Genomic DNA, 21,687 nt, shown 5'->3' with positions numbered 1-21,687 from the left:
TAGCCCGTTCGAGGGAATGCGGCCTGCTTCGCCAAGCCCGGGGGAGGGCGGCGGCGAAGGCAGCGTGTGAGGGGAGACGGGCCACCGGTCCGGGGTCCTCACCGGCTCCGCGGATCCCCGCGTGGCCGCGGCTCTTTCGAAGAGGTGGTTCACATGGTGCGTGTGCGACGAGGACTGGCCGTGGCGCTGGTGGCCGGCGCGATGGTGGTCGGCGGGGCGTCGATGGCCGCCGCCGACGCGGGGGCGCAGGGTATCGCCGCCGGCTCGCCGGGCGTGGGCTCGGGGAACCTGATCCAGGTGCCCATCCACATCCCCGTCAACGCCTGCGGCAACACCATCAGCGTCATCGGGCTGCTGAACCCCTCCTTCGGCAACACCTGCATCAACGCCTGACCGGCGCTCAGCCAAGAACCCGGTCCGCGCCCTCGCCGGGGCGAGGGAGCAGCGCGGACCGGTTCCCTCCCCGCCGGATCGTAGAGCCGGCGGGACGGCTGCGGGTGGCTGCCGGTCGGGGCAGCCACCCGCAGTGACCTCCATGGGTCGGATGCGCCATGGGTCGTATGCGCCGGCCCTACCACTTGTTGTGGCAGTTCCATTGGCCCGGCACCCAGTGGTTCACCGTATGCGCGGGCACGTAGTGCTGCTTCCAGTGGCCCTTGCCCCACCAGCCGTCGTGCCACCGGCCGTTGTGGTCCCGGTAACCGTCGTGCCAGGTGCCCTTCTGCCACTTCCATTCCCAGTGGCCCTTGACCCACTTCTGGGCCCAGTGGCCCTTCACCCAGTCGCACCGCTCGTGGCGGTCCCACCGGTTCCACCGGTCCCACCGGTGATCCCGGTTGTCCCGGTCGCCGGTAACCGTCGAGGTCACCGTGGACGCCGTCGGCGCGGCGTTCGCCGTCGCGGAGACAGCCAGTACGGACGCACCGGCCAGCAGCCCGGCCGACGCCGCTCCGGCGACCAGCCGCCGGGTGCGTATGGATGTGGTCATCGCCTTCACCTCCTTCTTCACGTTGCCGCTCGGGGTGTGCGGCCCCTTGCGGGGCCTCACGCAGGGATTCGGGACGAAGCGCGCGATGGATTGCGTAAGTCGGCAAAACAGTCCAAATCCCCGAGCGCGCGGCCGCTCGTAGGGCGTACACGAGAACTGCTGATCACTCATTCGGGTGTACGGGCAATCCGCCGGGCGAGTTCTGCCGAATACGGGCCGTGAGCAGCTTCCGCAACACCCTCTCCCGTACCGCGCTCGGCGCGGCGGCCGGCCTCCTCGCCGCGTTCGTGGCGCTGGCCGTGGCCGAGCTGGTCGCCGGCCTCGTGCGGCCGGCGGCCGGGCCGGTGACCGTGGTGGGCGGCGCGGTGATCGACCGGACCCCGGCTCCGGTGAAGGACTTCGCGATCCGCACCTTCGGGGAGAACGACAAGATCGTCCTCCAGCTCGGCATCCTCGCCGTCCTCGCGCTCCTCGCCATCGGCCTGGGCGTGCTGAGCCTCCGCCACCGGGTGGCCGGCGCCTGCGGCGTCCTGCTCTTCGGGATCCTCGGCGCGGCGGCCGCGCTCAGCCGCCCGGACTCCAACGGCATCGGGGACACGCTCCCCTCTGTCGCGGGAGCCGTCGCGGGCGCCCTGACCCTGTACTTCCTCGCCTCGAAGGCCGCCCCGGCGCCCGGCGATCCGGCATCCGAGGGTGAGGACGGCGGGTGGAGCCGGCGCGGATTCCTCGCCGCGGCGGGCGGGACCGCTCTCGCGGCCGTGGCCGCCGGGGCCCTCGGCCGCTTCCTCTCCGGCCGGCAAGGGCAGGGGGCAGTCGCCTCCCGGGCCGGCCTCGTCCTGCCGCCGCCCGCCTCCCCGGCCCCCGCCGTCCCGGCCGGAGTGCAGTTGAAGGTGGCGGGCATCACCCCGTTCGTCACCCCCAATCGCGACTTCTACCGCGTGGACACGGCCCTCACCGTGCCCCGCGTCGACGCCGGCACCTGGCGGCTGCGCATCCACGGCAAGGGCGTCACCCGCCCCCGCACCTACACCCTCGACCAGCTCCTCGCCCGACCCCTGATCGAACGTGACATCACGCTGACCTGTGTCTCCAACGAGGTCGGCGGCCCCTACCTCGGCACCGCCCGCTGGCTCGGCGTCCCCCTCGCGGAGCTGCTGCGCGAGGCCGGGGTCCGGCCCCCGTCACGCAGCGGGCAGGCGGACCAGCTCGTGGCCCGCTCGGTGGACGGCATGACCCTCGGCTCCCCGGTCGAGGACCTCATGGACGGCCGGGACGCGATGCTCGCCGTCGGCATGAACGGCGAACCGCTGCCGTTCGACCACGGCTTCCCGGTCCGCATGCTCGTCCCCGGGCTGTACGGATACGTGTCCGCGTGCAAGTGGATCACCGACATCGAGCTGACCACCTTCGACGCCTACGACCCGTACTGGGTGAAGCGGAAGTGGGCGCAGCGGGCGCCGATCAAGACCCAGGCCCGCATCGACACCCCCAAGCCCTTCGCCCGCCCCGCCGCCGGCACCGCCCCCATCGCCGGGGTGGCCTGGGCCCAGCGGCGCGGCATCACCCGCGTGGAGGTCCGTATCGACGACGGGCCCTGGCGGGACGCGGACCTCGCCCCGCAGGCCACGACCGACACCTGGCGCCAGTGGTCGTACCCCTGGCAGGCCGCCTCCGGCGGGCACACGATCACCGTCCGCGCCACGGACGGGACCGGCCAGGTCCAGACCGAGCAGCGCGCCAGGACCATCCCCGACGGGGCGAGCGGCTGGCACAGCGTCTTCGTCACCGTCCCCTAGACCACCGGGCCCGGCCCGCCATGTGGCGGCAGGCCCGGCAGCACCACCCCCGACCGACCGACCGATGACACACCCCTACCGATACACCGCTTCAAGGAGTAACCGAACATGAACAGCATGCGTATCCGTCGTACCGCGCTCGCCGTCGCCGCAGCCGCCGTCCTCCCCTTCTCGCTGGCCGCGTGCTCCGACTCGGGCAGCGACACCAAGGCGGCCCCGAGCGCCGCTTCGGGTGACGAGGCCAAGACGGGCAGCAGCAGCCCGACGGGCGACGACGCGATGACGGGCGACAAGCCGTTCGGGGCCGCGTGTGCCGGCGTACCGAAGGAGGGCGCGGGCTCCTTCGACGGCATGGCCAAGGACCCGGTGGCCACTGCCGCCTCGAACAACCCGGCGCTTTCCACGCTGGTCGCGGCGGTCAAGCAGGCGGGTCTGGTCGACACCCTGAACAACGCCAAGGACATCACGGTCTTCGCGCCGACGAACGACGCCTTCGCCAAGATCCCGAAGGCCGACCTCGACAAGGTCCTGGCCGACAAGGAGCAGCTGACCAAGATCCTCACCTACCACGTGGTCGGCCAGAAGCTCACCCCGAAGCAGCTGGAGAACGGCAGCTTCGAGACCCTGCAGAAGGGGATGGTCACCACCATGGGCTCCGGTGACTCCTACAAGGTCAACGACAGCTCGAACGTGGTCTGCGGCAACGTCAAGACGGCCAACGCCAACGTCTACATCGTCGACACCGTCCTGATGCCGAAGTAACAACTCCTGCCCCATGCAGGTCAGTTGATCGGCCGGTGGCCGTGCCCCCGCAGCGGCGGGGACACGGCCACCGGCTCGGCCGCTACTTCTTCTTCTGCTTCTGGTTGATGGGCAGAGCCACGTCGGTGACCTGGTCCCTGGACGGGAAAGCGCCCTTGTCGGTGGCCTTGCCGGTCAGGATGTTGATCGCGTAGAAGCGGTAGGCGCCGGCCGTGCCGATGGCGGCGAAGCCGTGGTTCGTGCCGCGGGAGGGGTCGAAGTAGATGTCGAAGCCGGCGTCCAGGGCGGCGTTCACGCCGAGGTTGCCGGTGGGCGCGAGGGTGCCGGCGTTGGCCGGGGACTGGATGGAGATCCGGTCGGCCAGCGTGTCCAGGTCGAACAGCGTCGTGGCGGTCGCCGGCCTGAGGTCATTGTTCGTGTACGCCGCTCCGGTGACGCCCAGCGCGGTGGTCGGCGGCGTGGTCGGGTTCGTCAGCGGGGCGTCGACGGTGGTGACCAGCGGGGCGTCCGCGTCGTCGATGTTGTGGCGCAGGTTCTGGCCGGTGTCGGAGATGATCCGCAGGCGGTTGGCGGCGGGGTTGAAGTCCACGCCGAACGAGGTCCCGGCCAGCGGCACCGTCAGCTGCGACACCTTCACCGCCTGGGCGCTCGGGTTCAGGGTGTAGATGCCACCCTGGTCGCCCACGCCGTAGAGCTTCTCGTCCTGCACGCGGAAGTCGATCCCGACGAGGCGGGTGTCCCCGGCGAGACCGGTCACCGCACCGAGCCTCCGGATCCGGGACGGCTCGTCGACGTCGAACCGCACCAGACGCTGGTCCCCGGTCAGCCCGACGACGGTCAGCCCCTTGTGGTCACTGGCGGGCAGGGTCTGCGGCGGATCGTCGGACGCCGCCATGGCGGGCGCCGCGCACAGGGCGGCCAGGAGGGCGGCGGAAACAGCGGTCATGGTGCGGTTGCGCATGAGGACTCCGGTGGAGAGTGTGCCCCGGCCGGACCGGCCGACGTCTTGAGGAGGGTTCGTCACGCACGCCCCGGTGAGCGGCTGCCCCGCGCGAACGTCACCCGCCCAGCGGAAGCGATGCCCCCTCGGCTGCTCCACCCGAGTGGCCACCGCCGGGCTCGGGCCCGGCCCGCGCCGGCTGCTCCACCCGGGTGGCCACCGCCGCCTTCCGGCCCGGCCCGCGCCCCTCAGCCTTCCCGGTCCCACTCCAGCAGGCCGAAGGCGGTGTCCCGGGTCAGCTTTCTGACGCTGCACGTGTAGCTGCCGGGGGAGGTATCCGGCGCCACGTACTCGACCTTCAACACCTCCTTGTCGCGGTAGGTGGTCTGCTTGATCCTGGGCTGGGCCCCTTTGAGCCGGAGAACCCCGTTCTCGGTGGTGAAGGCGAAATCCGTGGCGCCGCCTTCCTGCCGCTCCACAGAGGAGCGCCCCTCCGGCGAGACGGGAGGAGATGGTGACGTAGGCGTCAAGTCCCCGACCCGTCACTCCCGCTCCCACAGACCGAGTGCTGCCCGCCACCGGCCCCCGCCCGGAGCACGACCCCGTCGGGGTACTCCCACACGGTCACGCGGTCGACCTTCTTCCACCGCCCCACCACACAGGGGTCGACGGGGAGTGACCCTGACCGGATCGGCGTCGTAAGTCCACATGCCAACGTGGGAAATTGAGATGCCGGAACCGAGCGGACATCCCTACCCTCGCCCCATGCAGCACAAATCCACCCTGCTGAACGTCATCGACGTAGAGGCCACCTGCTGGGACGGGCAGCCGCCGCCCGGCTCGGTGAACGAGATCATCGAGATCGGCCTCACCGTCGTAGACCTGTCGGCAGGTCACCGCGTGTCCCGACACCGCATACTCGTCCGCCCAGCCCGTTCCAGGGTGAGCGAATTCTGCACCGAACTGACCGGACTGACCCAGGCCGAAGTAGAACGCGGCGTCCCCTTCGCCGAGGCATGCCGAATCCTGGTCGATGAGTACGGGGCCGGGCGCCGCCCGTGGGCGAGCTGGGGCGAGTACGACCGCCGGCAATTCGCCCGCCAGAGCCAGGCCGACGGCGTGGCCTACCCCTTCGGCTACCCCACCGAACGCACCCACACCAACGCGAAGGCCGTATTCACCACGGCCTACGGCCTCCGCAGAAAACCAGGCATGGCCCAAGCCCTCCAAATAGCCGGCCTCCCCCTGGAAGGCCGCCACCACAGCGGCGAGGACGACGCCTGGAACATCGCCGCCCTGATCCTGGACCTCCAGACCCGCGACGCCTGGCCGACCACCGTCCCCTAGGAGCGAAGCACGGGCCCCTTCACCAGGTCGAAGCCGGGCCTCGCCGGGACGAGTCCGCCCGTTCACATCGCAGCGTGCTCACCGACGTGCCAAAGCGGCGAGGGCTCTGCACACAAGCCACGCTCTGATCACTCACTGCGGCAGCCTGGGACACAAGGCCGTCACCCACCCTCCTCGCCGTCGGCGAGACGGCGACGCCACCACAGCCCGGAGCGCCACTGCCGATGACGGGCGAACGGATCGGGCAAGGTGCGCCTGAGGTAGGCGGAGTCCAGGGTCACCACCTGACGTTCCAGCTCCAGACGAGGCCGGGGAGGCAGCTCCTCAAGGACCTGTTCCAGCACGTCGCGTGCATGCCGCACGTCATCGAAGGAACAACCGCGGCACGAACACCGCGCGTACCGCGGATAAAGAGGTCCGCATCCCGGGGATGCCAGGAACTCTTGATATCTCCGCAAGGCGCGTTCAGTGGCGCCGGGGTAGAGGTAGTAGCCGCGGGAACGCCACTCCACCCGATGTATCGCAAGACTGGTGGGGGCAGAGAGCCCGTGAATCCGGTCGGAGGACAGGTTCTCCCAGGCACGTGGGCCACATCGCTCGGCGCGCAAGACGCCCGGCCGTCTACGCGGCATCGGCCTTTCGATAAGCAGTCATAAAGGTCATCATGCCAGCCCCCCCGTGTCCCTGCCCCCGCCTGGTTCGACGGTAAGCCGCCGACGGTGTGCGACCACGACATCCGCGGTCGCTTCCCCTGGAGGCCCGAGTCCTGCTGCCCGTCGCCTACAGGCGCACCAACCTGACCTTGCGACAACTCGCCCGTCCGTTCGGCGTCTCGAAGCCCGCGGCTGAACGTGCCGCCCCGCGCTCGCCCCCAACCATCAACGGCCGCAGCTACCGCCTCAAACCGGCTCGCCGCTATCGAACGCGACAACGCGGCCTGAGAAGCGGGTCCGTGTCCCGAAATCGATCGGATGTCTCTCCGTGAACCTGGTAGAACCAGGTCCACACGGCACTAGGCCGCGCATTGGGGGACGTCATGGCGGGACCGGCAGTGGGGCTGTGGCTCTTCAAGCACCGCAGCTTCGAAGAAATGCGAGCCAGTGTGATCCCCTGGCTGGAGACGTTCTGCGATCCGGTCGAGGCGGAGGCTGACGGAGACTTGGCCTTCCGAGTGCGAGAGCCGGCGACCCTCGGTCTACACGCCCTTAATACCGCTGAGGCGGGCATGTTCTTCCTCTCAGAGGACGACTGCATTCCCGCAGACGACGAGGATTACTCTGACTTCTCGCTGCCGCCAGTGCAGGGCCTCATACTCGACGCCGGCTGTTCGGGACAGTTGAACCACGTTCTGCTCGGTCACCTCGCCCTTGCCTTCGCCCGACGGCTCCACGCGGTGATCGACTTCGACGGTGTCCTTGGATTCACCCCTGGCGACCGGCCGGAAGAAGCCGCGGACCTGGCCCGGGCACGGGCGCTGGTGGCATCACTTCCTGGCACCGTCAGGGAAGTCTCCTACGACACGGGCGGCGGCGACCGCTGGATCCGGCACGTCGGCGATCTGCCGTTCCTCAGTGCCTGGCTGCAGCACCCAGACTTCCGCCTCGTCAAATAGGTCCACCCAGGCCACACCGCACCTCGGCAGGGCGCGAGCTTGCGGCTTTCACTCACACCAGCGTCCAACTGGGCACGTTCATCCGTACCTCACTGAGCACTCTTATGAGTACGCGGACACCACCTCCGCCTCGTCCGTGCGGACGCGCGGAACCAGTCAGCGCGAGACTGCTCCAACGCTGCTCGCCCAGACCCGGAGCGGCACCGCCTCCGGCTCGGCTGCTCCGAGGGGTTCCGCACGCCTTCCAGGCCCGACCGAACCGTGACGCCCGGCTCACCGTCGACCAGGAACCCCGCGATGACCGGCCCGAGGTCGTCAGAAAGTGCGTAGGCGCCACTGAACGGCAACGCATCCGACGGAACCGATCCCGTCGGGCACCGGAGCTGCCCGGTCTGCTCGTCATGCCACACGTAGAACGTCGCCAGCCCGGGAAAGCCGAGCTCGCGAATACGGACCTGGATGGCTGCGGCAGTCCACTCGAAGGCGGCCACCACCGCGGAGACGGACAACGACCTCGTGTCCTCGTCCTCCTCAGTCAACGACCAGGTGTTGGTCTCCCACTCCACCCGACGGTCAGCCGGCTCCAGGACCAGGGGCTCGTCCGGCACCTCAGCGATCCATCTCAACAGCACCACGGCAATATGGCCGCAAAGCCCGTGGACCCAGGAACCGCCATGAGAAGCGACGCCTAAGGGCCGCTCCGGCAAGGCTTCTGCTGCCTCAGCTGATGTCGGCACGACAGCCCGGGACGTGATGGTTCCCGTGACGAACAGCCGGCAGAGTGCTCCCGCCCGGACCCCGGGGTATGAAGGCGGTCCCTACCGCCACCAGCCCGGCCTTCCGCACGAGCACCTGTTCTGGACGGGCAACCTGCACAACTACTACTCCGAGAGCCCGCACGCCGAGGACCTGGTAGCCGACGCGGACGAGGAGCACGCGGGCGCCCGCCAGTCCCGGCTACTGAGGTTTCTCAGAGAAATGATCTTGCGAAGATTCTCTGTGGGAGACGGCGTCACACCTCTGGCGGGATGGCGAACGGGTCATACTCCTCGGGCATGAAGCAGCCGTAGTCCTGCAGTGGTTGCGGATCGTTCAGCACGATGCGCGTTCGTTCGCCCGCAGGTGAGAGCCCGTCCGGGCGTTCCAGAACCCGTCGGCCGGGGAGTCCGGCGGGCGCTGGTAGGTCGGCTGTGAGTCGGCCGAAGCGGTCCAGCAGAGCCCACACGGCGTCGTAGACATCGCGGATGTCCTCGGTTGCCCTCTCCTCCGTGATTTCAGGGGAGGCTTCGCGGTACGCCGCGCGGGCCGAAGCAACAAAGCGCTCCGGATCGACGATCACTACGTCCTGGCGCATTCGAACGCTGATCGTCATACCCGCGGTCGGGGCTGGCATCTCATCCACCGGTCCACGGTACTGCGTCGGGGGCGCGACCGACCGCGGATTCTCCCCCTTGGCATTGGGCACGCCCCTGGCGGCAACAGGAGTGAAGCCCCTGGTAGGACAGGTCCGCCAAGATCGTGTCCCTAGCAACCAGAGGCTGCATGTTGGTCACCTTCGTCGCCACGCTCGACGTCCCGCGCCATGTGGTGGAGTACCTCGCACGCCTGCTGGCAGCCCATCAACGGCGGATCAGCACCCGGAGACGCTCCCGTGCGCTCGGGCCATTCCGGCAGGCGGTTCTGGCGCTGCGCTGGTTCCGCGACTGCGGCTGCGTGCACTGCCTGGCCCGCAACGCCGGCGTCTTCCATGCCACCGGCTACCGCCACCTGAACGAGGGCATGACACGCGTCATTCTCGGCGGCACCCTCATCGGATCCGACCGCCTCGCCGGCGTTCGCGAGAACGGCAATGGCCTGTGGTTCAGCCGGCAGCCCCGGCGGCGGCAGCCTTTCGGGTCGCGATGAGCCAGTACTTCGACCTCGGCGACGAGATGCTGTGGAACTCGTCCAATGGGGTGTCCCGGATGTTCCAGCGCCAAGTAGCGCTCTTCGAAGCGGAGCTGGGAATTCCATCGGGCGTCGGGCCCATGGAAAACGACGAGTGTCAGGTCAGCTCCGACTCCTTTGAAACCTTCGTCCATGCTCTCTTGGCGCAGCACCGAAGAGCGAGTCATAGCGTCTGGCTCGCGCTCCACGAGGGTTTTGCCGCCACAGTGCTCGTTCTGGCAGAGCGTGCCGGGCTTGCGACCGGCATCGGGATGGCCGCCCCAACGGAAGGTGCGGCCTGGGCTGCGGGTTTGTGCGAGAAAGCGCGGGAGTTGGATCGGGTCAGGCCCCGCTGACCAGGGAGGCGGGCCGGGGCCGCCGGGGTCCGCTGCCCGGGGGCGGCGGTACGAGCGCCGGCGCCGGGGGTTCTCCGGACGGTCCGTCGTGCGGGGCGGAGTCCGGGTGCCGGGCGGATCCGGCGGCAGCCCGTCGTTCAGCCGGGCCGGCCGCACGGCGCCGGGGGGAAAGGCGCCCTGCGGCGGGACCCGTACCGGAAGCTTGCGCTTCCGATGTCATGCGTCTGACCTGGATCCCGGGGCTCAAACGGCTTCGGGCGGAATTAGTTTGAGGAGATGTCAGGCCGGGAGGGGGAGCCGGGCGCACGCGCGGCAGGCGCGGGACGAGGACGCGATGCGCGCGTGGCAGGTCAGGGCTACCCCGCAGGCCAGTAGGCAGAGCGGCCAGTTGGACGCGAGGAAGGAGGCCGCCGCGAGGGTGAGCGCGCTGAGGGCCAGGGCCACCGCGGCGGTGGTGCCCGTCCAGGCGACCATGACCGGCAGACGCTCCGGAGTGGGCAGGCGGCGGGCCAGTCGGCCGGTGAGTGCCAGGAACGCGGCAGCTGCCAGCGCGGTCGCCGCGGCCGTGCCGCCCAGGTGGGCGAGTGCCACCTGGGCCGGGGCCGGGAGGTGGTGTGCCGCCGTGAGCAGGTACCAGCACGGCAGCAAGAGGGGGAGCAGGAGGAGGATTCGGCGGGAGGTGTGGCGGGCCTGGGCGATCGTCAGCTCGCGCTGGAATGACGGAGCGAGGTCGGCCACGCTGCCGAATTGCCGTACGGCTTCTCGCGCCGCCGCCTCGTCAGAGGCGCCCCCCGCCTCGGCCAGGCAATCCGCCGCCGCCTCGCGCAGGCCCTCGCGTAGCTCCGCCAGCATGCGCGCCTTCTCGCGGTCCGCCCCGCGCAGTACGGAACCCAGCGCCGCCACATGCGCCTCGATCGGGTCCACCCGGTCGGCGTGGTCCCCAGCCGGGATGTCCCCGCTCATGTCGCCGGCCGCGGCTGTACCGGTTCGAGGACCGAGCCGATCGCGGCGGTGAACTCCCGCCACACCCTCCGCTCCGTGTCCAGGCCGCGCCGGCCGGCGTCGGTCAGCTCGTAGCAGCGGCGGCGGCGTTCGCCGACCGACTCCCAGGTGCTGTGCAGCAGGCCGAGCCGTTCCAGCCGGTTCAGCGCGGGATAGATGGTGCCCTTGCGCAGCTCCAGTACGCCGTTGCTGCGCTCCTGGACCGCGGTGATCACCGCGTAGCCGTGCAGGGGGCCCGATTCGAGTACGGACAGCAGCAGTCCGTCCAGGTGTCCGCGTACCTCACTGGCCTTCATGGGAAGGCAGCCTACCCACACCACCCTCGCGTCGTATAGGTTGCCTGTCGACCCATTGGTAGACAATCCATGAGAAGTGCGGGGAAGTGTGAGAACGACGTGACCAAACTGCTGCTGTCCGTCCACGTGCTGGCCGCGATCCTGGCCATCGGGCCGATCGCCGTCGCCGCCTCGATGTTCCCGCGCTACACCCGCACCCCCGACGCCGAAGGCGAGGGGCCGCAGACCGCCCGCGTCCTGCACCGGATCTGCCGCGCCTACACCGTCCTCGGCATCGCCGTCCCCGTCTTCGGGGTCGCGACGGGTGCCCGGCTCGGGGTGCTGGCCGACGCCTGGCTGCTCGCCTCCATCGTGCTCACCGCCGCGGCCGCGGCCCTGCTGGTCCTGGTGATCCTGCCCGCGCAGCAGCGGCTGCTCGGCGGCCCGGAGCGGGCGGGGGCCGCGCGGCTGGCCATGAGTACCGGGGTGTTCAACCTGCTCTGGGCGGTCGTCGTCGTGCTCATGATCGTCCGGCCCGGCTCCACCACGGGAGCGTGAACCGGATGCGCCTCCTGCGGATCGCCGCCCACGTCGAAGCGGCCTCGCTGCTCCTGCTGCTGGCCAACCTCCTCACCGTCCACACCCCCGCCGTCAGCTCGCTCGGCGGTCCGGTGCACGGCACGGCCTACCTGATCGTGATCCTCGCCGTCTGGCGGACCACCGCCGCCCCGACCGCCCGCTGGCAGGCGTGGATCCCCGGCGTCGGCGGCCTGCTGGCCCACCGCCACCTGCGGCGGTACCCGGCAGAAGCCCCACCGCAGCCCGCCCCCTGAGGCCGGCTCAGGCGGACGGACGACCCGCCGCCGGGCCCCCGGAGCGCACGGGGGCGGCTTCCGTACCGGCCTCCGTACCGGCTTCCGTACCGGCCTCCGTACCGGCTTCCGGATCCTCCTCGGAGGACAGCTCCGGCTCCAGGCCCTCGCTCACCCCCGTACGCGGCCGTCCGGTGTCGGCCCGCCACGCCTCGAAGACCAGGGTGGTCGCGGTCACCACCGCGATGCCGAGCAGCCAGCCGCCCACCACATCGCTCACCCAGTGCACCCCCAGCGCGACCCGTGTGTACCCCACGCCCAGTACCGCCGTCACCGCCAGCACCCACGGCACCGGCCGCCACGCGCGCGACACCAGCGGCAGCAGTACCAGCAGAAGGACGGCGCAGGAGGTCATCGCCGTCATGGCGTGCCCGGAGGGGAAGGAGAAGCCGGGCGCGTCCGCGACCGGGTCCGGCAGATGCGGACGAGCCCGCTCCACCACGTTCTTGACCAGGAACCCGATCAACGCCCCCGCCGTCGCCGTGACCCCCGCCCAGGCCGCCAGCCGCCAGGCCCGCCGCGTCAGCAGCCACACCACCAGCGCCGCCACCAGCAGCCGCATGGTCGCCGGGTCCCACACCACCCCCGTGAAGAAGTCCAGCACGCTCACCCACCCCGGGTGTTCGAGCGCCGTACGGTGCAGCCGCTCCGCCGTCGACCGGTCGAGCCGGTACAGCGGCGGCCACTGGGACTCGACGAGTACGAGCGCCAGGGCGAACGGCACCGCCACCACGGCCGTGGCCGTCACCGCCAGCACCAGTCTGCGGCCGAAGGCCACATCGGGCCCGGCGTGCCGGGCGAGCAACGCCCGGACGGCGGTGAAGCGTCGGGTGCGGGCCGTGCGCTGTGCCATGGGGGAGTGACCTGCCTTCGGGGGAGGGGGCGTAACGGACAAAAGACCTATGAAGCGAACAAAAGAACTACAAAACAATCGGCTTACGGCCCACTTAGACCCCCGGATCCCGCGTCACCGGCTCCTTCGTCCCCGCCCGTACGGCCTCCAACTGCGCCGCGAAGGACAGTCCGAGGAACAGGGCCATGGAGGTCAGGTAGGACCACAGCAGCAGCGACATGATCGCGCTGAGCGGCCCGTACACGCTGGTGAAGGAGCTGCTGGCACCCACGTACAGGCTCAGCGCCCAGGTCGCCACGAGCCACAGCAGCAGGTACACGACGGCGCCGAAGGCCAGCCACGTGTAGCCCGGCTGGTCGCGGCGCGGCGAGAGCCGGAAGATCGCGCTGGTGGCGAGCACCGCCAGCAGGACCCCGACCGGCCACCGCAGGACGTCCCAGCCGGTGATCGTGTCCGGCCCGAGCTGGTAGACCTCGGCGAACGCGCGGGTCAGGTCGGAGCCGAGCACCGTGACGATGAAGCTCAGCCCCAGCGGCAGACCCGCCAGTACCGCCATGACCAGCCCGCGCGTGTACTTCTGCAGGAACGGCCGGTCGCGCTCGTTGCCGTAGATGCGGTTCGCGCCGCGCTCGACCTGGCAGAGGCTCGTGGTGACGTTGACCAGCGAGAACAACAGGCCCAGCCAGAGGGCCGCCTGCCCGCCGTCGCCCGCGTGCCGACGGCTCTGACGCAAAGCCTCGTCGACCATCTCCTGACTCGGCCCGCTCGTCAGCCGGCCGATCGTCAGCTCCGCCACCCGCCCGATCTCCTCGGTGTGCAGGACACTCGACAGCCCGATGGCGGCGATGGCCAGCGGCACGATCGACAGCACGGTCTGGAGGGCCAGCGCGCGGGAGTGGCTGAAGCCGTCGGCGTACCGGAAGCGCATGAAGGCGTCCCGGGCCAGACGCCAGCTGCCGTAGCGGCGCAGCGCCTCCCACGCCTCGTCGCCGGACAGCTCCTCGCCCCGCACGTCGCGTCTCTGCGGTACCTGGGTGGCGGTCCCCATCGTCTTCTTCTTCCCTTCTGGCGGTGCGTGCCCGCGTGGTGCGCGGCGCGCGTTCCGCAACGGCTTCGGCGGCTCAGCGCTGCGCGCTGGGTGCGGTACGGGTCGTGGCCTCGGCTACGTCGGCCGGCCCGGCCGCGGCTCCGGGGGCGCGGGGCAGCCGGAGCCGCAGGGCGCCCGCCTCGGTGTCCACCGTCAGCCGGGTGCCCTCACCCAGCGCCTCGCCGTCGACCTCGCGCACCTGGGGCCGCGCGAAGCGGATCTCGATCCGGGTGGCGCTGAAATACTCCAGCGACCCACCGGCGACCGCCCTCGGCGTGTCCGTGCCGCTCGGCGCGGAGGCGGTAGGTGCCGCGGGGGCCACCGCGCCCGCGGCGGGGCGGCGTACGACACGCGTCGCCAGGTGGGCCATGGTGGCGAGCCAGCCCGCCGCCCCCTTCGGGTCGAACAGCACCACCTCCAGCCGCCCGCTGTCCGGGCGGGCCAGCGGCAGCAGCTCCAGCCCGGCCTGGAGCGCCCCGACGTTGCCGACCACGACCATCCGCGCCCGGCGCCGGATCCGGCGGCCCCCGTCGAGGCGGAGGGTCAGGCGCATCCGGGGGTCGCCCAGGTGCCGGACCGCCGACAGGGCGTAGGCCGCCCAGCCCAGGTGGGCCTTGAGGACGGGCGAGGCGTCGCGGACCATGGCGGCGTCGAAGCCGGCGCCCGCCATCACCGTGAACCGGGCCGACGGCAGGCCGTCACCCTCGATCCGGCCCACATCGATCCCGAAGTCGGCGCCGCCCAGGGCCTCGTCGAGGGCCGTGGCCGGATCGGCGGGCAGGTCCAGGTTGCGGGCGAGCAGATTGCCGGTGCCGCAGGGTACGAGCGCCAGCGGGACGCCGGTGCCGGCCAGGACGTCGGCGCAGGCGCGGACGGTGCCGTCGCCGCCGCAGGCCACGACCAGGTCCACACGGCCCGCAGCGCACTCCTCGGCGAGGTCCCCGGCGGGCCGGTCCGCGGCGGTCGAGGTCCACCGCTGCGCGGTATAGCCGTGCGCGTCGAGCAGGGCGCGCACCTCGGCGGCGAGTCCGTCCGGGCAGCCGTGGGGGTGGCGTACGACCACCACCCGGCGGCCCGGACGCGTCCCGTCCGCGGGACCGGGGAGGGCGGGGACGGCCCCGGACTTGGAGGCTCCGCGCCGCGTCCGGCCCGAGGTGCCGCGGCGGGTGGACAGGAACACGGAGCCCAGGATCAGCAGCGTCACGGTGCCGTTGAGCAGGCCGCCCATCACATCGGACATGTGGTGCATCCCCCGGTAGACCCGGGAGAAGGCGACGGCGGGCGGTGCGAGCAGCAGCGCGCCGGCGGTGACATACCGCCAGGGGCCGCGCGTACGGCTCAGGACGAGGGTGGCGAGGCCGCCGTACAGGGCGACGGAGGCGCCCACATGCCCCGAGGGGAAGCTCGACGTGGGCGGCGCCCCGTCGAGCTGCGGGACCTCGGGGCGGGGCCGCTCCACGAAGTAGGTGACGACGAGGAAGACGGCCGACTGGACGGCGACCGACGCGCCCAGGAACAGGGCGGCCGACCACCGGGGGGCGGGCGGGGCCGCCAGCAGCACGGCCAGGCAGACCAGGGTGACGGCGACGATGCCCTCCGTACTGGCCAGGAGGGACAGCCCCGCGGTGACGGAGTTGCCGACCGGCGTGCGGTGTGTCGCGAACGCCTCCGACAGCCGGTCCTCCTCGGTGAGCGGCCACAGGCCCACCGCCACATGCGTCACCCAGAGGCCCAGGAGCACCATCGAGACGGTCTGGACGGGCAAGAGCCACACCAGCCGGTAGGGTCTCGCGACCCTGTCGTTCTGCGTCGTCATGGAGGGCCGTGTTGCCCGTCACGGCCCGATGATGCGCCCCACGGCGGGCCGGCCGCCGCCCGACCGGGCCACCCGCCCGCCGGACCGGCTCGGCGCAGACCGGAGCGCCGGTCGGCCGCCCACCCGGCCCACCGGTCGCCCGCCCGCCACCCGTCGGCTCAGCCCGGCCAGGTGCCCGTCAGCCGGCGGGTGCCCGCCGCTCCCGCCCGGTCGACGGCGGCCTTGACCACGGCGAAGACGGCCCCCTGCAGCGCGGCCGCGATCAGGACCTCCTTCCAGGTGCGGTCCTCGTCCATGGCGTCGGGAGCGTCGTCGTCGTGCCCCAGCACCTTCCACGCCTGCTTGAAGGCCGCGCCCGCGATCAGGCCGCTGAGAGCGCCGAGGGTCAGGCCGACCGGCCTGTAAGCGATCTTGGATGCCTTCACTTGCGCCTCCGGTTCCGGCGTACGAGCAGCAGGACCAGCAGCGCGGCGGCCCCGATGAGCAGCGGCGTGCGGTTCTCCCGCGCCACGGCCGCCGCGTTCCCGGCCGTCGTCCGTACCTGCTCCGGAGTGTGCTCGGACGCGAACTGCCCGACGTGGGCCGCCTTCTCGCGGACCGACTCGGGGGTCTTGTCCCGGACCACCTCGGCCGCCCGCGCCGCCTTCTCCCGTACCTGCTCGGTCACGGCCGCGGCCTTCTCGGCCGTGTGCTCCTTGATCTCGGCCGCCTTCTCCGCCGTGTGGTCCTTGAGCTCGGCGGCCTTCACCTGGGCCTGCGCCTTGACGTCGGCGGCCTTCTCCTGGGCCTGCGCCTTGACGTCCGCGGCCTTCTCCTGGGCCTGCGCCTTGACCTCGGCCGCCTTCTCCTGCGCCTGCGCCTTCACATCGGCCTTGGCCGCCAGCGCCTCCACCGTCCGGCCCAGCTCCTCGCGGGTGTGCTCCACCTGCGCGCGCAGCTGCTCGGGGGTCTGCGCGGATTCTTCACCCTCAGGCTGGTGACTCATCGGTGTGCCTTCTCCTTGATCCGGGCCACATCGGCCTTGACGCTGTCGATGGTCTGCTCCGGCGCGGGCTTGCCCGCCTCGGCGACCTGCTTCTTGCCCGCCAGGGCCAGTACCGCCGCCACGACCGCCAGTACGGCGGCGACGATCAGGGCCGAGGCCCAGAACGGCAGGACCAGGGCGAGGGCGGCGATCCCGGCCGCGACCAGGGCCTGCGCGGACAGGATGCCCACCAGCCCCGCGCCGCCGAACAGGCCGCCGCCGAGGCCGAAGCGCTTGCCCTTCTGCGTCATCTCCGCCCGCGCGAGCTGCATCTCCTCGCGGACCAGCTCCGACATCTGCTGCGACGCCCGTGAGACCAGCTCGCCCACCGACGCGTCACCGCTGTGGGCCGGCCGGCTTTCCACTGTGCTCATCGCACTCCTCACCTTCCTCCGACTGCGGGGGTGTCACGGCGCGCCTACCCCGCACGCCGCCGCTCACCCGCCGCCCGACGACGGACACGGAACGTAACGACCGGTGAACGCCCTGGTCACGGCGGTGCGAACGGGAATCGGAAGGGAGTCGAGAAGGCGGCCGGAGGGGGCCGGGAAAGGCGGTACGACGACAGCCGCGCGCGGCGGCAGCCGAATGAGGACGGCCGCGCGTCAGTTCAGGCGCAGGGCCGTCGTGATCGTCTTGCCGTCGGGCCGGGTGCGGCAGTCCACGTGCTCCGCCAGCCGCTGGATGAGCGGCCAGCCGTATCCGCCGGGGTGGTCGACCGTGCCCGTACGGGCCGCGGGAGGCCGCGGATTGGCGTCGGCGATGGACAGCAGCAGCAGGTCGTCCGCGACGTCGGCCCGGAAGGAGGTCACCCCGTCACCGTGCCGGATCGCGTTGGTGACCAGCTCCGAGGTGACGAGCAGCGCGTCCGCGGCGGTGATGCTGTCGAGGCTGACGCCCGCCAGGAGCAGCAGCTCGCGGACACGCTCACGGGCCGCGGCCGCCGTGTCGGGCGGCCCCGCGGGCCTGGTTCCGGCGCGCCCGGTGCTGGTGCGCCCGGTACCGGTGCGCCCGATACCGGCGGGCCGTGCCTCGGCGACGTCCTCGTGGTGCCGCTGCGAGCCCAGGGGGGCTTCGGACGGCGGGGGTGGGTTCATACTCATCGCCTGCCCATGGCCGCACGGGTCGTACCGTGACGACCCGTTCGGGAACGGGGGGTGGTGGTCAGCATGTCATCGCGGTCGCCAGGCTGTCCGCCATGCGGAACGCCGGGGCGGATCCGGTGACTTCGAACAGCCGTCGGACGGCGGTGTGCAAGGGCCCGGCGAGGACGAGCACCGAACCCGCGGCCGTGTGCGCCCGCTGCGCGTCGAGCAGCGCGTGCAGCACGGAAGAGTCCACGAAAGGAGTACCGGACAGGTCCACGACGGTGCGCCCGGGGCCGTCGTCCGCCGCCGCCCGCGTGAGGGCACGGGCCAGGTACGGCGCGTTCTCCTCGTCGATCTCGCCCCGCAGGGTGATGACGGTCGCGTCGTGTGCTGTGGTCGTGATGACGACCGCTTCCTCTCCGGTCACCGGGACATCCTCCTACATCGCGTGAGCCCCCGGTGACCGGGTCCCCGTAACAAGTCGGAGACCCGGCTACCGTCACCCGAAGGAGTGGCTACGGCGGCCCCGGGCCCGGCGCGCGGTTGCACGCGGTAGTGCACATGGAGGATGGTTGCCGGAGGACAACTGTATGGTCCGAGGTTTTTCCGACGCGATCAACGCGATGAGGTGAGGGGTCCGCACAGCGGGCCTTCTACGTTTGGTTCCTTCCACCGAGACGACGCCGGGCCCGCCCACCGTGGGCCCGTCGTGGAGTCAGGCCCCCTATCCGGTGCTCGTCGCAGACGCCGGTGCGGTCCTGGTCCACGTCAACGAGGCGGCAGGTCTGGTGTTCCCGGACGCCCGCCCCGGCTCGGCGATGGCCGACGCGGTCCCCGGCTGGCTGGTGGCCGCGCACACGCGGCTGACCTCCCCGCTGCCCGCGCAACGCCCCTCCGCCGTGCCCGGCACCGTTCAGGGGCCCGTCGGGGAGCGCTCCTACGAGGCACATCCGACCCCGCGCGACGACGGCACGGTCGTGTGGTGGCTCGTCGACGACACCGACCACCGGCTGGCCCGCGAAGCCCTGTGGACCGAGCGGGAACGCACCGAGTTCCTGGTCCGCTCCTCCAACCTCCTGCTGTCCTCCCTCAACCTCGACCGCTGCATGGACGTCACCGCGCAGATGGCGGCCGACCACCTCGCCGACGCGGCCCTGGTGATCGCCCCCGCCCACGGCATCGAGCTGCCCATCGTGTCCTGCGTCCGCGGCGGCACCCCGTCGGTGTCCCGCAGGGCGGTCGACCCCGAGGCGGTGCCCGGCCTGGCCGAGGCGCTCCAGGGCTTCCCGCCCGTGCCCTCCCGGTGGATCGACCCGGCCGCCGCGCCCGCCTGGCTGGTCCCGGAGGGCCTGGCCGCGCTGGGCTCGATCGTCATCACCCCGCTGCCCGGGCACGGGGTGCCCGCGGGCGCCCTGGTCCTGCTGCGGGCCGACGGCGCGAGCGCCTTCACCGAGGGCGAGGAGGTGTTCGCCCGCCTCTTCGCGGCCCGCGCCGGCGCCGCCATGTCCGCCGCCCGGCTCTACGCGGAGCAGGCGTCCATCACCGACACCCTGATGCGCGAACTGCTGCCGCCGTCGCTGCACCAGGTCTCCGGCGTGGAGTACGCCGGCGGCTACCGGCCCTCCAAGGACCACGAGCGGGTCGGCGGCGACTTCTACGACGTGCACCCCGCCAGCGAGGAGGGCGAGCCCTCCCTCGTCGTCCTCGGGGACGTGTGCGGCAAGGGACTGGAGGCGGCGGTGATGACGGGCAAGATCCGCAACACCCTGCACGCCCTGCTGCCGATGTCCGACGACCACCACCGGATCCTCAGCCTCCTCAACACCTCGCTGCTCAACACCGAGAACGCCCGCTTCGCCACCATGGTGCTGGCCTCCGCCGCCCGCGAGGGCAACACGGTACGGTTGCGGCTGACCAGCGCCGGGCACCCCGCCCCGCTCATCCTGCGCTCCGACGGCCGGGTCGAGGAGGCCCGTACGAAGGGCACACTGGTGGGCGCGCTGCCCGAGATCACCACCGAGACGGCACGTGTGACCCTGGCTCCCGGGGACACCTGCGTGTTGTACACCGACGGGATCAGCGAGGCACGGGGAGGACCCATGGGCGGGGCCATGTTCGGCGAGGAGCGGCTGCGGCGCGCCCTGTCGGAGTGCGCCGCGATGCCCGCCGAGGCGGTGGTGGAGCATGTGCAGATGCTCACCTCCCAGTGGGTGGGGTCCGGCCGCCACGACGACATGGCCGTCGTCGTGATCTCCGCCCCGCGCACCAACCACCTCAGCGCCGTCGACGGCCACACCCGCGGGCGGTTCACCGCGTGAGCCCGTACGAGACCACCGCGGCGGCACCGGCGGCCCCACCGGCACCGGCACCGGCGGCCGCGGTGGCGCCCGCCCCGCCGTCCGCCACCGTCACCGTCAGGGCCGCCTTCCCGGCCGCTGCGGAGCTGCGCGCGCGGGTGTGGGAGTCGGTGATGGCCTTCGACGAGGCCGCCACGGTCGGTATGGTGCTGCGCGCGCTGGAGGAGGGCGCCGCGGCCGAGGACCTGCTGCTCGACGTCATCGCCTCCGTACAGGGCCGGGTCGGCCAGGAATGGGCGGCGAACCGTATCAGCGTTGCCCAGGAGCACGCCGCGACCGCCATCAACGACCGGGCCATCGCCGCCGTCGCCCTGCACCCCTCGGCCCGCACGGCGCCGACCCGCGGCCGGGTCACGGTGGCCTGCGTCGACGGCGAATGGCACGCCCTGCCCGCCCGCCTCCTGGCCGAGGTGCTGCGGCTGCGCGGCTGGCGCGTCGACTACCTCGGGGCCCAGGTGCCCGCCCCGCACCTCGTGGCCCACCTGCACCGCACCGGCCCGGACGCCGTGGCGCTCTCCGGTTCCCTCGCCACCCGGCTGCCCGCCGCCCACGCCACCATCACCGCCTGCCAGGCCGTCGGCACCCCGGTGATCGTCGGCGGGGCTGCCTTCGGTCCCGGCGGCCGCTACGCCCGCCTGCTGGGCGCGGACGCCTGGGCCCCCGACGCCCGGACCGCCGCCGACAAGCTGGCCGCCGGCCCGCTGCCGCGGCCCCGGCCGGGCCACCAGGCCATCGACGACCTGCCCCACCTCAGCGACCAGGAGTACACCCTGGTCGCGCGCAGCCGCCCACGGCTGGTGCGGAGCGTGTTCAAGGAACTGGAGGGCGCGTTCCCGGCGATGCGCGGCTACACGGAAGTGCAGCGCGAGCGCACCGCCGAGGACCTTTCCCACATCGTCGAATTCCTCGCCGCCGCCCTCTACACCGCCGACGAGGAGCTGTTCTCCGGCTTCCTGCTGTGGACCGCCGGGGTCCTGGACGCCCGGGGCGTCCCGGCCGCCTCCCTGGTGCCCACCGTCCGGCTCCTGGAGCGGGAACTCCAGGACTTCCCCCGGGCCACCGCCACCCTGCGTGCCGGAGCCGCCTGCCTGACCCGTACCCCTCTCACCGCTGCCGGGACCGCTGAATGACGAGTCTGCCCTCCGCCCCGCTCGGCCTGACGTACTCCTCCTCGTCCGAGGCCGTGCGCGTCGAGCTGAGCGGCGACCTCGACCACCGCCACGCCGACCACCTCGTCGAAGCCGTGGAGCAGGTGCTCGCCGCCCACCCCGGGGTCCGGGACGTGTGGCTGGACTGCACCGGGCTGTCGGCCGTCGACTCCAGCGGCCTGTCGGCCCTGCTGATGGTCAGGCGCCGCATCGACAAGGCGGGCGCGGGGCTCCACCTGGACGGCCGGACGGTACAGCTGAACCGCCTCCTGGAGCTCACCGGCACCCTGGGCTACCTCACGGCCCCGGGCACGGGCGGCCAGGCGCTGCGCCGCACCGGTCGCGGCGCGACGCGCGGCGGCCCCACGGAGGACAAGGTCCCCGCCACCCCCTCCAACGGCCAGGAGCCGCGCCCCTGAGCCCACGAACGGGTGAACC

The 21,687-nt window shown here is 72.0% G+C and carries 27 protein-coding genes and 1 pseudogene; 13 read left to right on the top strand and 15 right to left on the bottom strand.

What is annotated here, in order from left to right; translation table 11 throughout:
- The first annotated feature begins 153 nt into the window (after nt 1–153).
- A complete protein-coding gene (locus ABZ873_RS20505) occupies nt 154–393 on the top strand; it encodes a chaplin (RefSeq protein ID WP_360873789.1) in 240 nt (79 codons plus the stop codon).
- A gap of 178 nt (nt 394–571) precedes the next feature.
- Here ABZ873_RS20505 and ABZ873_RS20500 read toward each other — a convergent pair whose 3' ends face one another.
- A complete protein-coding gene (locus ABZ873_RS20500; protein WP_360873786.1) occupies nt 572–988 on the bottom strand; it encodes a hypothetical protein in 417 nt (138 codons plus the stop codon).
- A gap of 209 nt (nt 989–1,197) precedes the next feature.
- On the opposite strand from ABZ873_RS20500, the gene ABZ873_RS20495 reads away from it, so the two are divergent.
- Nucleotides 1,198–2,784 carry a molybdopterin-dependent oxidoreductase gene (locus tag ABZ873_RS20495; protein ID WP_360873880.1) on the top strand — a complete coding sequence of 529 codons (1,587 nt, stop codon included), beginning with the start codon at nt 1,198–1,200 and terminating at the stop codon, nt 2,782–2,784.
- Nucleotides 2,785–2,892: 108 nt separating this feature from the next.
- Nucleotides 2,893–3,546 carry a fasciclin domain-containing protein gene (locus ABZ873_RS20490; protein ID WP_360873783.1) on the top strand — a complete coding sequence of 218 codons (654 nt, stop codon included), beginning with the start codon at nt 2,893–2,895 and terminating at the stop codon, nt 3,544–3,546.
- A gap of 82 nt (nt 3,547–3,628) precedes the next feature.
- Here the strand turns inward: ABZ873_RS20490 and ABZ873_RS20485 are convergent, their stop codons facing one another.
- Both ABZ873_RS20485 and ABZ873_RS20480 read right to left on the bottom strand, forming a co-directional pair.
- Nucleotides 3,629–4,507, bottom strand: coding sequence for a DUF4394 domain-containing protein (locus ABZ873_RS20485; RefSeq protein ID WP_360873780.1), 879 nt, complete (start codon nt 4,505–4,507; stop codon nt 3,629–3,631).
- 227 nt (nt 4,508–4,734) lie between these two features.
- Complete coding sequence (locus tag ABZ873_RS20480; RefSeq protein ID WP_360873778.1) at nt 4,735–4,965, bottom strand: hypothetical protein; 231 nt, start codon at nt 4,963–4,965, stop codon at nt 4,735–4,737.
- A 286-nt stretch (nt 4,966–5,251) separates the two neighbouring features.
- On the opposite strand from ABZ873_RS20480, the gene ABZ873_RS20475 reads away from it, so the two are divergent.
- Nucleotides 5,252–5,833 carry a 3'-5' exonuclease gene (locus tag ABZ873_RS20475; protein ID WP_360873775.1) on the top strand — a complete coding sequence of 194 codons (582 nt, stop codon included), beginning with the start codon at nt 5,252–5,254 and terminating at the stop codon, nt 5,831–5,833.
- 161 nt (nt 5,834–5,994) lie between these two features.
- Here ABZ873_RS20475 and ABZ873_RS20470 read toward each other — a convergent pair whose 3' ends face one another.
- Nucleotides 5,995–6,195: a hypothetical protein gene (locus ABZ873_RS20470; protein WP_360873772.1), complete on the bottom strand. Its 201-nt coding sequence runs from the start codon at nt 6,193–6,195 to the stop codon at nt 5,995–5,997.
- A gap of 332 nt (nt 6,196–6,527) precedes the next feature.
- Between ABZ873_RS20470 and ABZ873_RS20465 the strand changes: the two are divergent.
- Together ABZ873_RS20465 and ABZ873_RS20460 are read left to right on the top strand one after the other, a co-directional pair.
- Nucleotides 6,528–6,686, top strand: a pseudogene (locus ABZ873_RS20465) (IS5/IS1182 family transposase); the annotation flags it as partial.
- Nucleotides 6,687–6,869: 183 nt separating this feature from the next.
- Nucleotides 6,870–7,445, top strand: a complete 576-nt coding sequence (locus tag ABZ873_RS20460; RefSeq protein WP_360873769.1) for a DUF6368 family protein — start codon at nt 6,870–6,872, stop codon at nt 7,443–7,445.
- A gap of 1,012 nt (nt 7,446–8,457) precedes the next feature.
- On the opposite strand, the gene ABZ873_RS20455 is transcribed toward ABZ873_RS20460, so the two are convergent.
- The gene (locus ABZ873_RS20455; protein ID WP_360873767.1) at nt 8,458–8,847 is read right to left on the bottom strand and encodes a hypothetical protein; all 390 of its coding nucleotides are present in this window, start codon (nt 8,845–8,847) and stop codon (nt 8,458–8,460) included.
- Nucleotides 8,848–8,987: 140 nt separating this feature from the next.
- Here ABZ873_RS20455 and ABZ873_RS20450 point away from each other — a divergent pair, with 140 nt between their 5' ends.
- Together ABZ873_RS20450 and ABZ873_RS20445 are read left to right on the top strand one after the other, a co-directional pair.
- Nucleotides 8,988–9,350, top strand: a complete 363-nt coding sequence (locus tag ABZ873_RS20450; protein WP_360873764.1) for a hypothetical protein — start codon at nt 8,988–8,990, stop codon at nt 9,348–9,350.
- Entirely contained in the window at nt 9,347–9,727 is a 381-nt protein-coding gene (locus ABZ873_RS20445; RefSeq protein WP_360873763.1) for a DUF6086 family protein, read from the top strand. The genes ABZ873_RS20450 and ABZ873_RS20445 overlap by 4 nt, the downstream gene beginning before the upstream one ends.
- A gap of 279 nt (nt 9,728–10,006) precedes the next feature.
- Here ABZ873_RS20445 and ABZ873_RS20440 read toward each other — a convergent pair whose 3' ends face one another.
- Together ABZ873_RS20440 and ABZ873_RS20435 are read right to left on the bottom strand one after the other, a co-directional pair.
- Nucleotides 10,007–10,690 carry a permease prefix domain 1-containing protein gene (locus ABZ873_RS20440; RefSeq protein WP_360873760.1) on the bottom strand — a complete coding sequence of 228 codons (684 nt, stop codon included), beginning with the start codon at nt 10,688–10,690 and terminating at the stop codon, nt 10,007–10,009.
- A complete protein-coding gene (locus ABZ873_RS20435) occupies nt 10,687–11,025 on the bottom strand; it encodes a helix-turn-helix transcriptional regulator (RefSeq protein WP_360873757.1) in 339 nt (112 codons plus the stop codon). Before ABZ873_RS20435 ends, ABZ873_RS20440 begins: the two co-directional genes overlap by 4 nt.
- A gap of 99 nt (nt 11,026–11,124) precedes the next feature.
- Between ABZ873_RS20435 and ABZ873_RS20430 the strand changes: the two genes are divergently transcribed.
- Both ABZ873_RS20430 and ABZ873_RS20425 read left to right on the top strand, forming a co-directional pair.
- The gene (locus ABZ873_RS20430) at nt 11,125–11,562 is read left to right on the top strand and encodes a hypothetical protein (protein WP_360873755.1); all 438 of its coding nucleotides are present in this window, start codon (nt 11,125–11,127) and stop codon (nt 11,560–11,562) included.
- Nucleotides 11,563–11,567: 5 nt separating this feature from the next.
- Complete coding sequence (locus ABZ873_RS20425) at nt 11,568–11,837, top strand: DUF3817 domain-containing protein (RefSeq protein WP_360873877.1); 270 nt, start codon at nt 11,568–11,570, stop codon at nt 11,835–11,837.
- Between the two features lie 7 nt (nt 11,838–11,844).
- Here the strand turns inward: ABZ873_RS20425 and ABZ873_RS20420 are convergent, their stop codons facing one another.
- From ABZ873_RS20420 to ABZ873_RS20385, 8 genes are all read right to left on the bottom strand, one after another.
- On the bottom strand, nt 11,845–12,729 hold the full coding sequence (locus ABZ873_RS20420) for a phosphatase PAP2 family protein (RefSeq protein ID WP_360873752.1): 885 nt from the start codon (nt 12,727–12,729) through the stop codon (nt 11,845–11,847).
- 94 nt (nt 12,730–12,823) lie between these two features.
- Nucleotides 12,824–13,777 (bottom strand): YihY/virulence factor BrkB family protein, encoded by a 954-nt coding sequence (locus ABZ873_RS20415; RefSeq protein ID WP_360873749.1) that lies wholly within the window; start codon nt 13,775–13,777, stop codon nt 12,824–12,826.
- Between the two features lie 73 nt (nt 13,778–13,850).
- Nucleotides 13,851–15,632: a diacylglycerol kinase family protein gene (locus ABZ873_RS20410; protein ID WP_360873746.1), complete on the bottom strand. Its 1,782-nt coding sequence runs from the start codon at nt 15,630–15,632 to the stop codon at nt 13,851–13,853.
- Nucleotides 15,633–15,790: 158 nt separating this feature from the next.
- Complete coding sequence (locus ABZ873_RS20405; RefSeq protein ID WP_360873744.1) at nt 15,791–16,057, bottom strand: DUF4235 domain-containing protein; 267 nt, start codon at nt 16,055–16,057, stop codon at nt 15,791–15,793.
- On the bottom strand, nt 16,054–16,617 hold the full coding sequence (locus ABZ873_RS20400; protein WP_360873741.1) for a DUF3618 domain-containing protein: 564 nt from the start codon (nt 16,615–16,617) through the stop codon (nt 16,054–16,056). Before ABZ873_RS20400 ends, ABZ873_RS20405 begins: the two co-directional genes overlap by 4 nt.
- Nucleotides 16,614–17,030 carry a phage holin family protein gene (locus tag ABZ873_RS20395; RefSeq protein WP_360873738.1) on the bottom strand — a complete coding sequence of 139 codons (417 nt, stop codon included), beginning with the start codon at nt 17,028–17,030 and terminating at the stop codon, nt 16,614–16,616. Before ABZ873_RS20395 ends, ABZ873_RS20400 begins: the two co-directional genes overlap by 4 nt.
- 231 nt (nt 17,031–17,261) lie before the next feature.
- Complete coding sequence (locus ABZ873_RS20390; RefSeq protein WP_360873735.1) at nt 17,262–17,753, bottom strand: ATP-binding protein; 492 nt, start codon at nt 17,751–17,753, stop codon at nt 17,262–17,264.
- A 67-nt stretch (nt 17,754–17,820) separates the two neighbouring features.
- Nucleotides 17,821–18,171 carry an STAS domain-containing protein gene (locus ABZ873_RS20385; protein ID WP_360873733.1) on the bottom strand — a complete coding sequence of 117 codons (351 nt, stop codon included), beginning with the start codon at nt 18,169–18,171 and terminating at the stop codon, nt 17,821–17,823.
- Between the two features lie 304 nt (nt 18,172–18,475).
- Between ABZ873_RS20385 and ABZ873_RS20380 the strand changes: the two genes are divergently transcribed.
- The 3 genes from ABZ873_RS20380 (at nt 18,476) to ABZ873_RS20370 (ending at nt 21,668) form a co-directional block, all read left to right on the top strand.
- Nucleotides 18,476–20,062, top strand: a complete 1,587-nt coding sequence (locus ABZ873_RS20380) for a PP2C family protein-serine/threonine phosphatase (protein WP_360873730.1) — start codon at nt 18,476–18,478, stop codon at nt 20,060–20,062.
- Between the two features lie 152 nt (nt 20,063–20,214).
- Nucleotides 20,215–21,231, top strand: coding sequence for a cobalamin-dependent protein (locus tag ABZ873_RS20375; protein ID WP_360873874.1), 1,017 nt, complete (start codon nt 20,215–20,217; stop codon nt 21,229–21,231).
- Complete coding sequence (locus ABZ873_RS20370) at nt 21,228–21,668, top strand: STAS domain-containing protein (protein ID WP_360873727.1); 441 nt, start codon at nt 21,228–21,230, stop codon at nt 21,666–21,668. Before ABZ873_RS20375 ends, ABZ873_RS20370 begins: the two co-directional genes overlap by 4 nt.
- Nucleotides 21,669–21,687 lie beyond the last annotated feature (19 nt).

The sequence above is a fragment of the Streptomyces sp. NPDC047014 genome (assembly GCF_040644195.1).
Classification (GTDB): domain Bacteria; phylum Actinomycetota; class Actinomycetes; order Streptomycetales; family Streptomycetaceae; genus Streptomyces.
This window is presented reverse-complemented; position numbering and strand designations above follow the sequence as displayed.

Excerpts from the sequence above, each read along its gene's own strand:
- ABZ873_RS20505 (WP_360873789.1), top strand. The coding sequence starts at position 154 with ATGGTGCGTGTGCGACGAGGACTGGCCGTGGCGCTGGTGGCCGGCGCG.
- ABZ873_RS20490 (WP_360873783.1), top strand. The coding sequence starts at position 2,893 with ATGAACAGCATGCGTATCCGTCGTACCGCGCTCGCCGTCGCCGCAGCC.
- ABZ873_RS20410 (WP_360873746.1), bottom strand. The coding sequence starts at position 15,632 with ATGACGACGCAGAACGACAGGGTCGCGAGACCCTACCGGCTGGTGTGG.
- ABZ873_RS20375 (WP_360873874.1), top strand. The coding sequence starts at position 20,215 with ATGGCCTTCGACGAGGCCGCCACGGTCGGTATGGTGCTGCGCGCGCTG.
- ABZ873_RS20460 (WP_360873769.1), top strand. The coding sequence starts at position 6,870 with ATGGCGGGACCGGCAGTGGGGCTGTGGCTCTTCAAGCACCGCAGCTTC.
- ABZ873_RS20485 (WP_360873780.1), bottom strand. The coding sequence starts at position 4,507 with ATGCGCAACCGCACCATGACCGCTGTTTCCGCCGCCCTCCTGGCCGCC.
- ABZ873_RS20390 (WP_360873735.1), bottom strand. The coding sequence starts at position 17,753 with ATGAACCCACCCCCGCCGTCCGAAGCCCCCCTGGGCTCGCAGCGGCAC.
- ABZ873_RS20400 (WP_360873741.1), bottom strand. The coding sequence starts at position 16,617 with ATGAGTCACCAGCCTGAGGGTGAAGAATCCGCGCAGACCCCCGAGCAG.
- ABZ873_RS20500 (WP_360873786.1), bottom strand. The coding sequence starts at position 988 with ATGACCACATCCATACGCACCCGGCGGCTGGTCGCCGGAGCGGCGTCG.
- ABZ873_RS20395 (WP_360873738.1), bottom strand. The coding sequence starts at position 17,030 with ATGAGCACAGTGGAAAGCCGGCCGGCCCACAGCGGTGACGCGTCGGTG.
- ABZ873_RS20475 (WP_360873775.1), top strand. The coding sequence starts at position 5,252 with ATGCAGCACAAATCCACCCTGCTGAACGTCATCGACGTAGAGGCCACC.
- ABZ873_RS20450 (WP_360873764.1), top strand. The coding sequence starts at position 8,988 with ATGTTGGTCACCTTCGTCGCCACGCTCGACGTCCCGCGCCATGTGGTG.
- ABZ873_RS20370 (WP_360873727.1), top strand. The coding sequence starts at position 21,228 with ATGACGAGTCTGCCCTCCGCCCCGCTCGGCCTGACGTACTCCTCCTCG.
- ABZ873_RS20440 (WP_360873760.1), bottom strand. The coding sequence starts at position 10,690 with ATGAGCGGGGACATCCCGGCTGGGGACCACGCCGACCGGGTGGACCCG.
- ABZ873_RS20425 (WP_360873877.1), top strand. The coding sequence starts at position 11,568 with ATGCGCCTCCTGCGGATCGCCGCCCACGTCGAAGCGGCCTCGCTGCTC.
- ABZ873_RS20415 (WP_360873749.1), bottom strand. The coding sequence starts at position 13,777 with ATGGGGACCGCCACCCAGGTACCGCAGAGACGCGACGTGCGGGGCGAG.
- ABZ873_RS20445 (WP_360873763.1), top strand. The coding sequence starts at position 9,347 with ATGAGCCAGTACTTCGACCTCGGCGACGAGATGCTGTGGAACTCGTCC.
- ABZ873_RS20435 (WP_360873757.1), bottom strand. The coding sequence starts at position 11,025 with ATGAAGGCCAGTGAGGTACGCGGACACCTGGACGGACTGCTGCTGTCC.
- ABZ873_RS20420 (WP_360873752.1), bottom strand. The coding sequence starts at position 12,729 with ATGGCACAGCGCACGGCCCGCACCCGACGCTTCACCGCCGTCCGGGCG.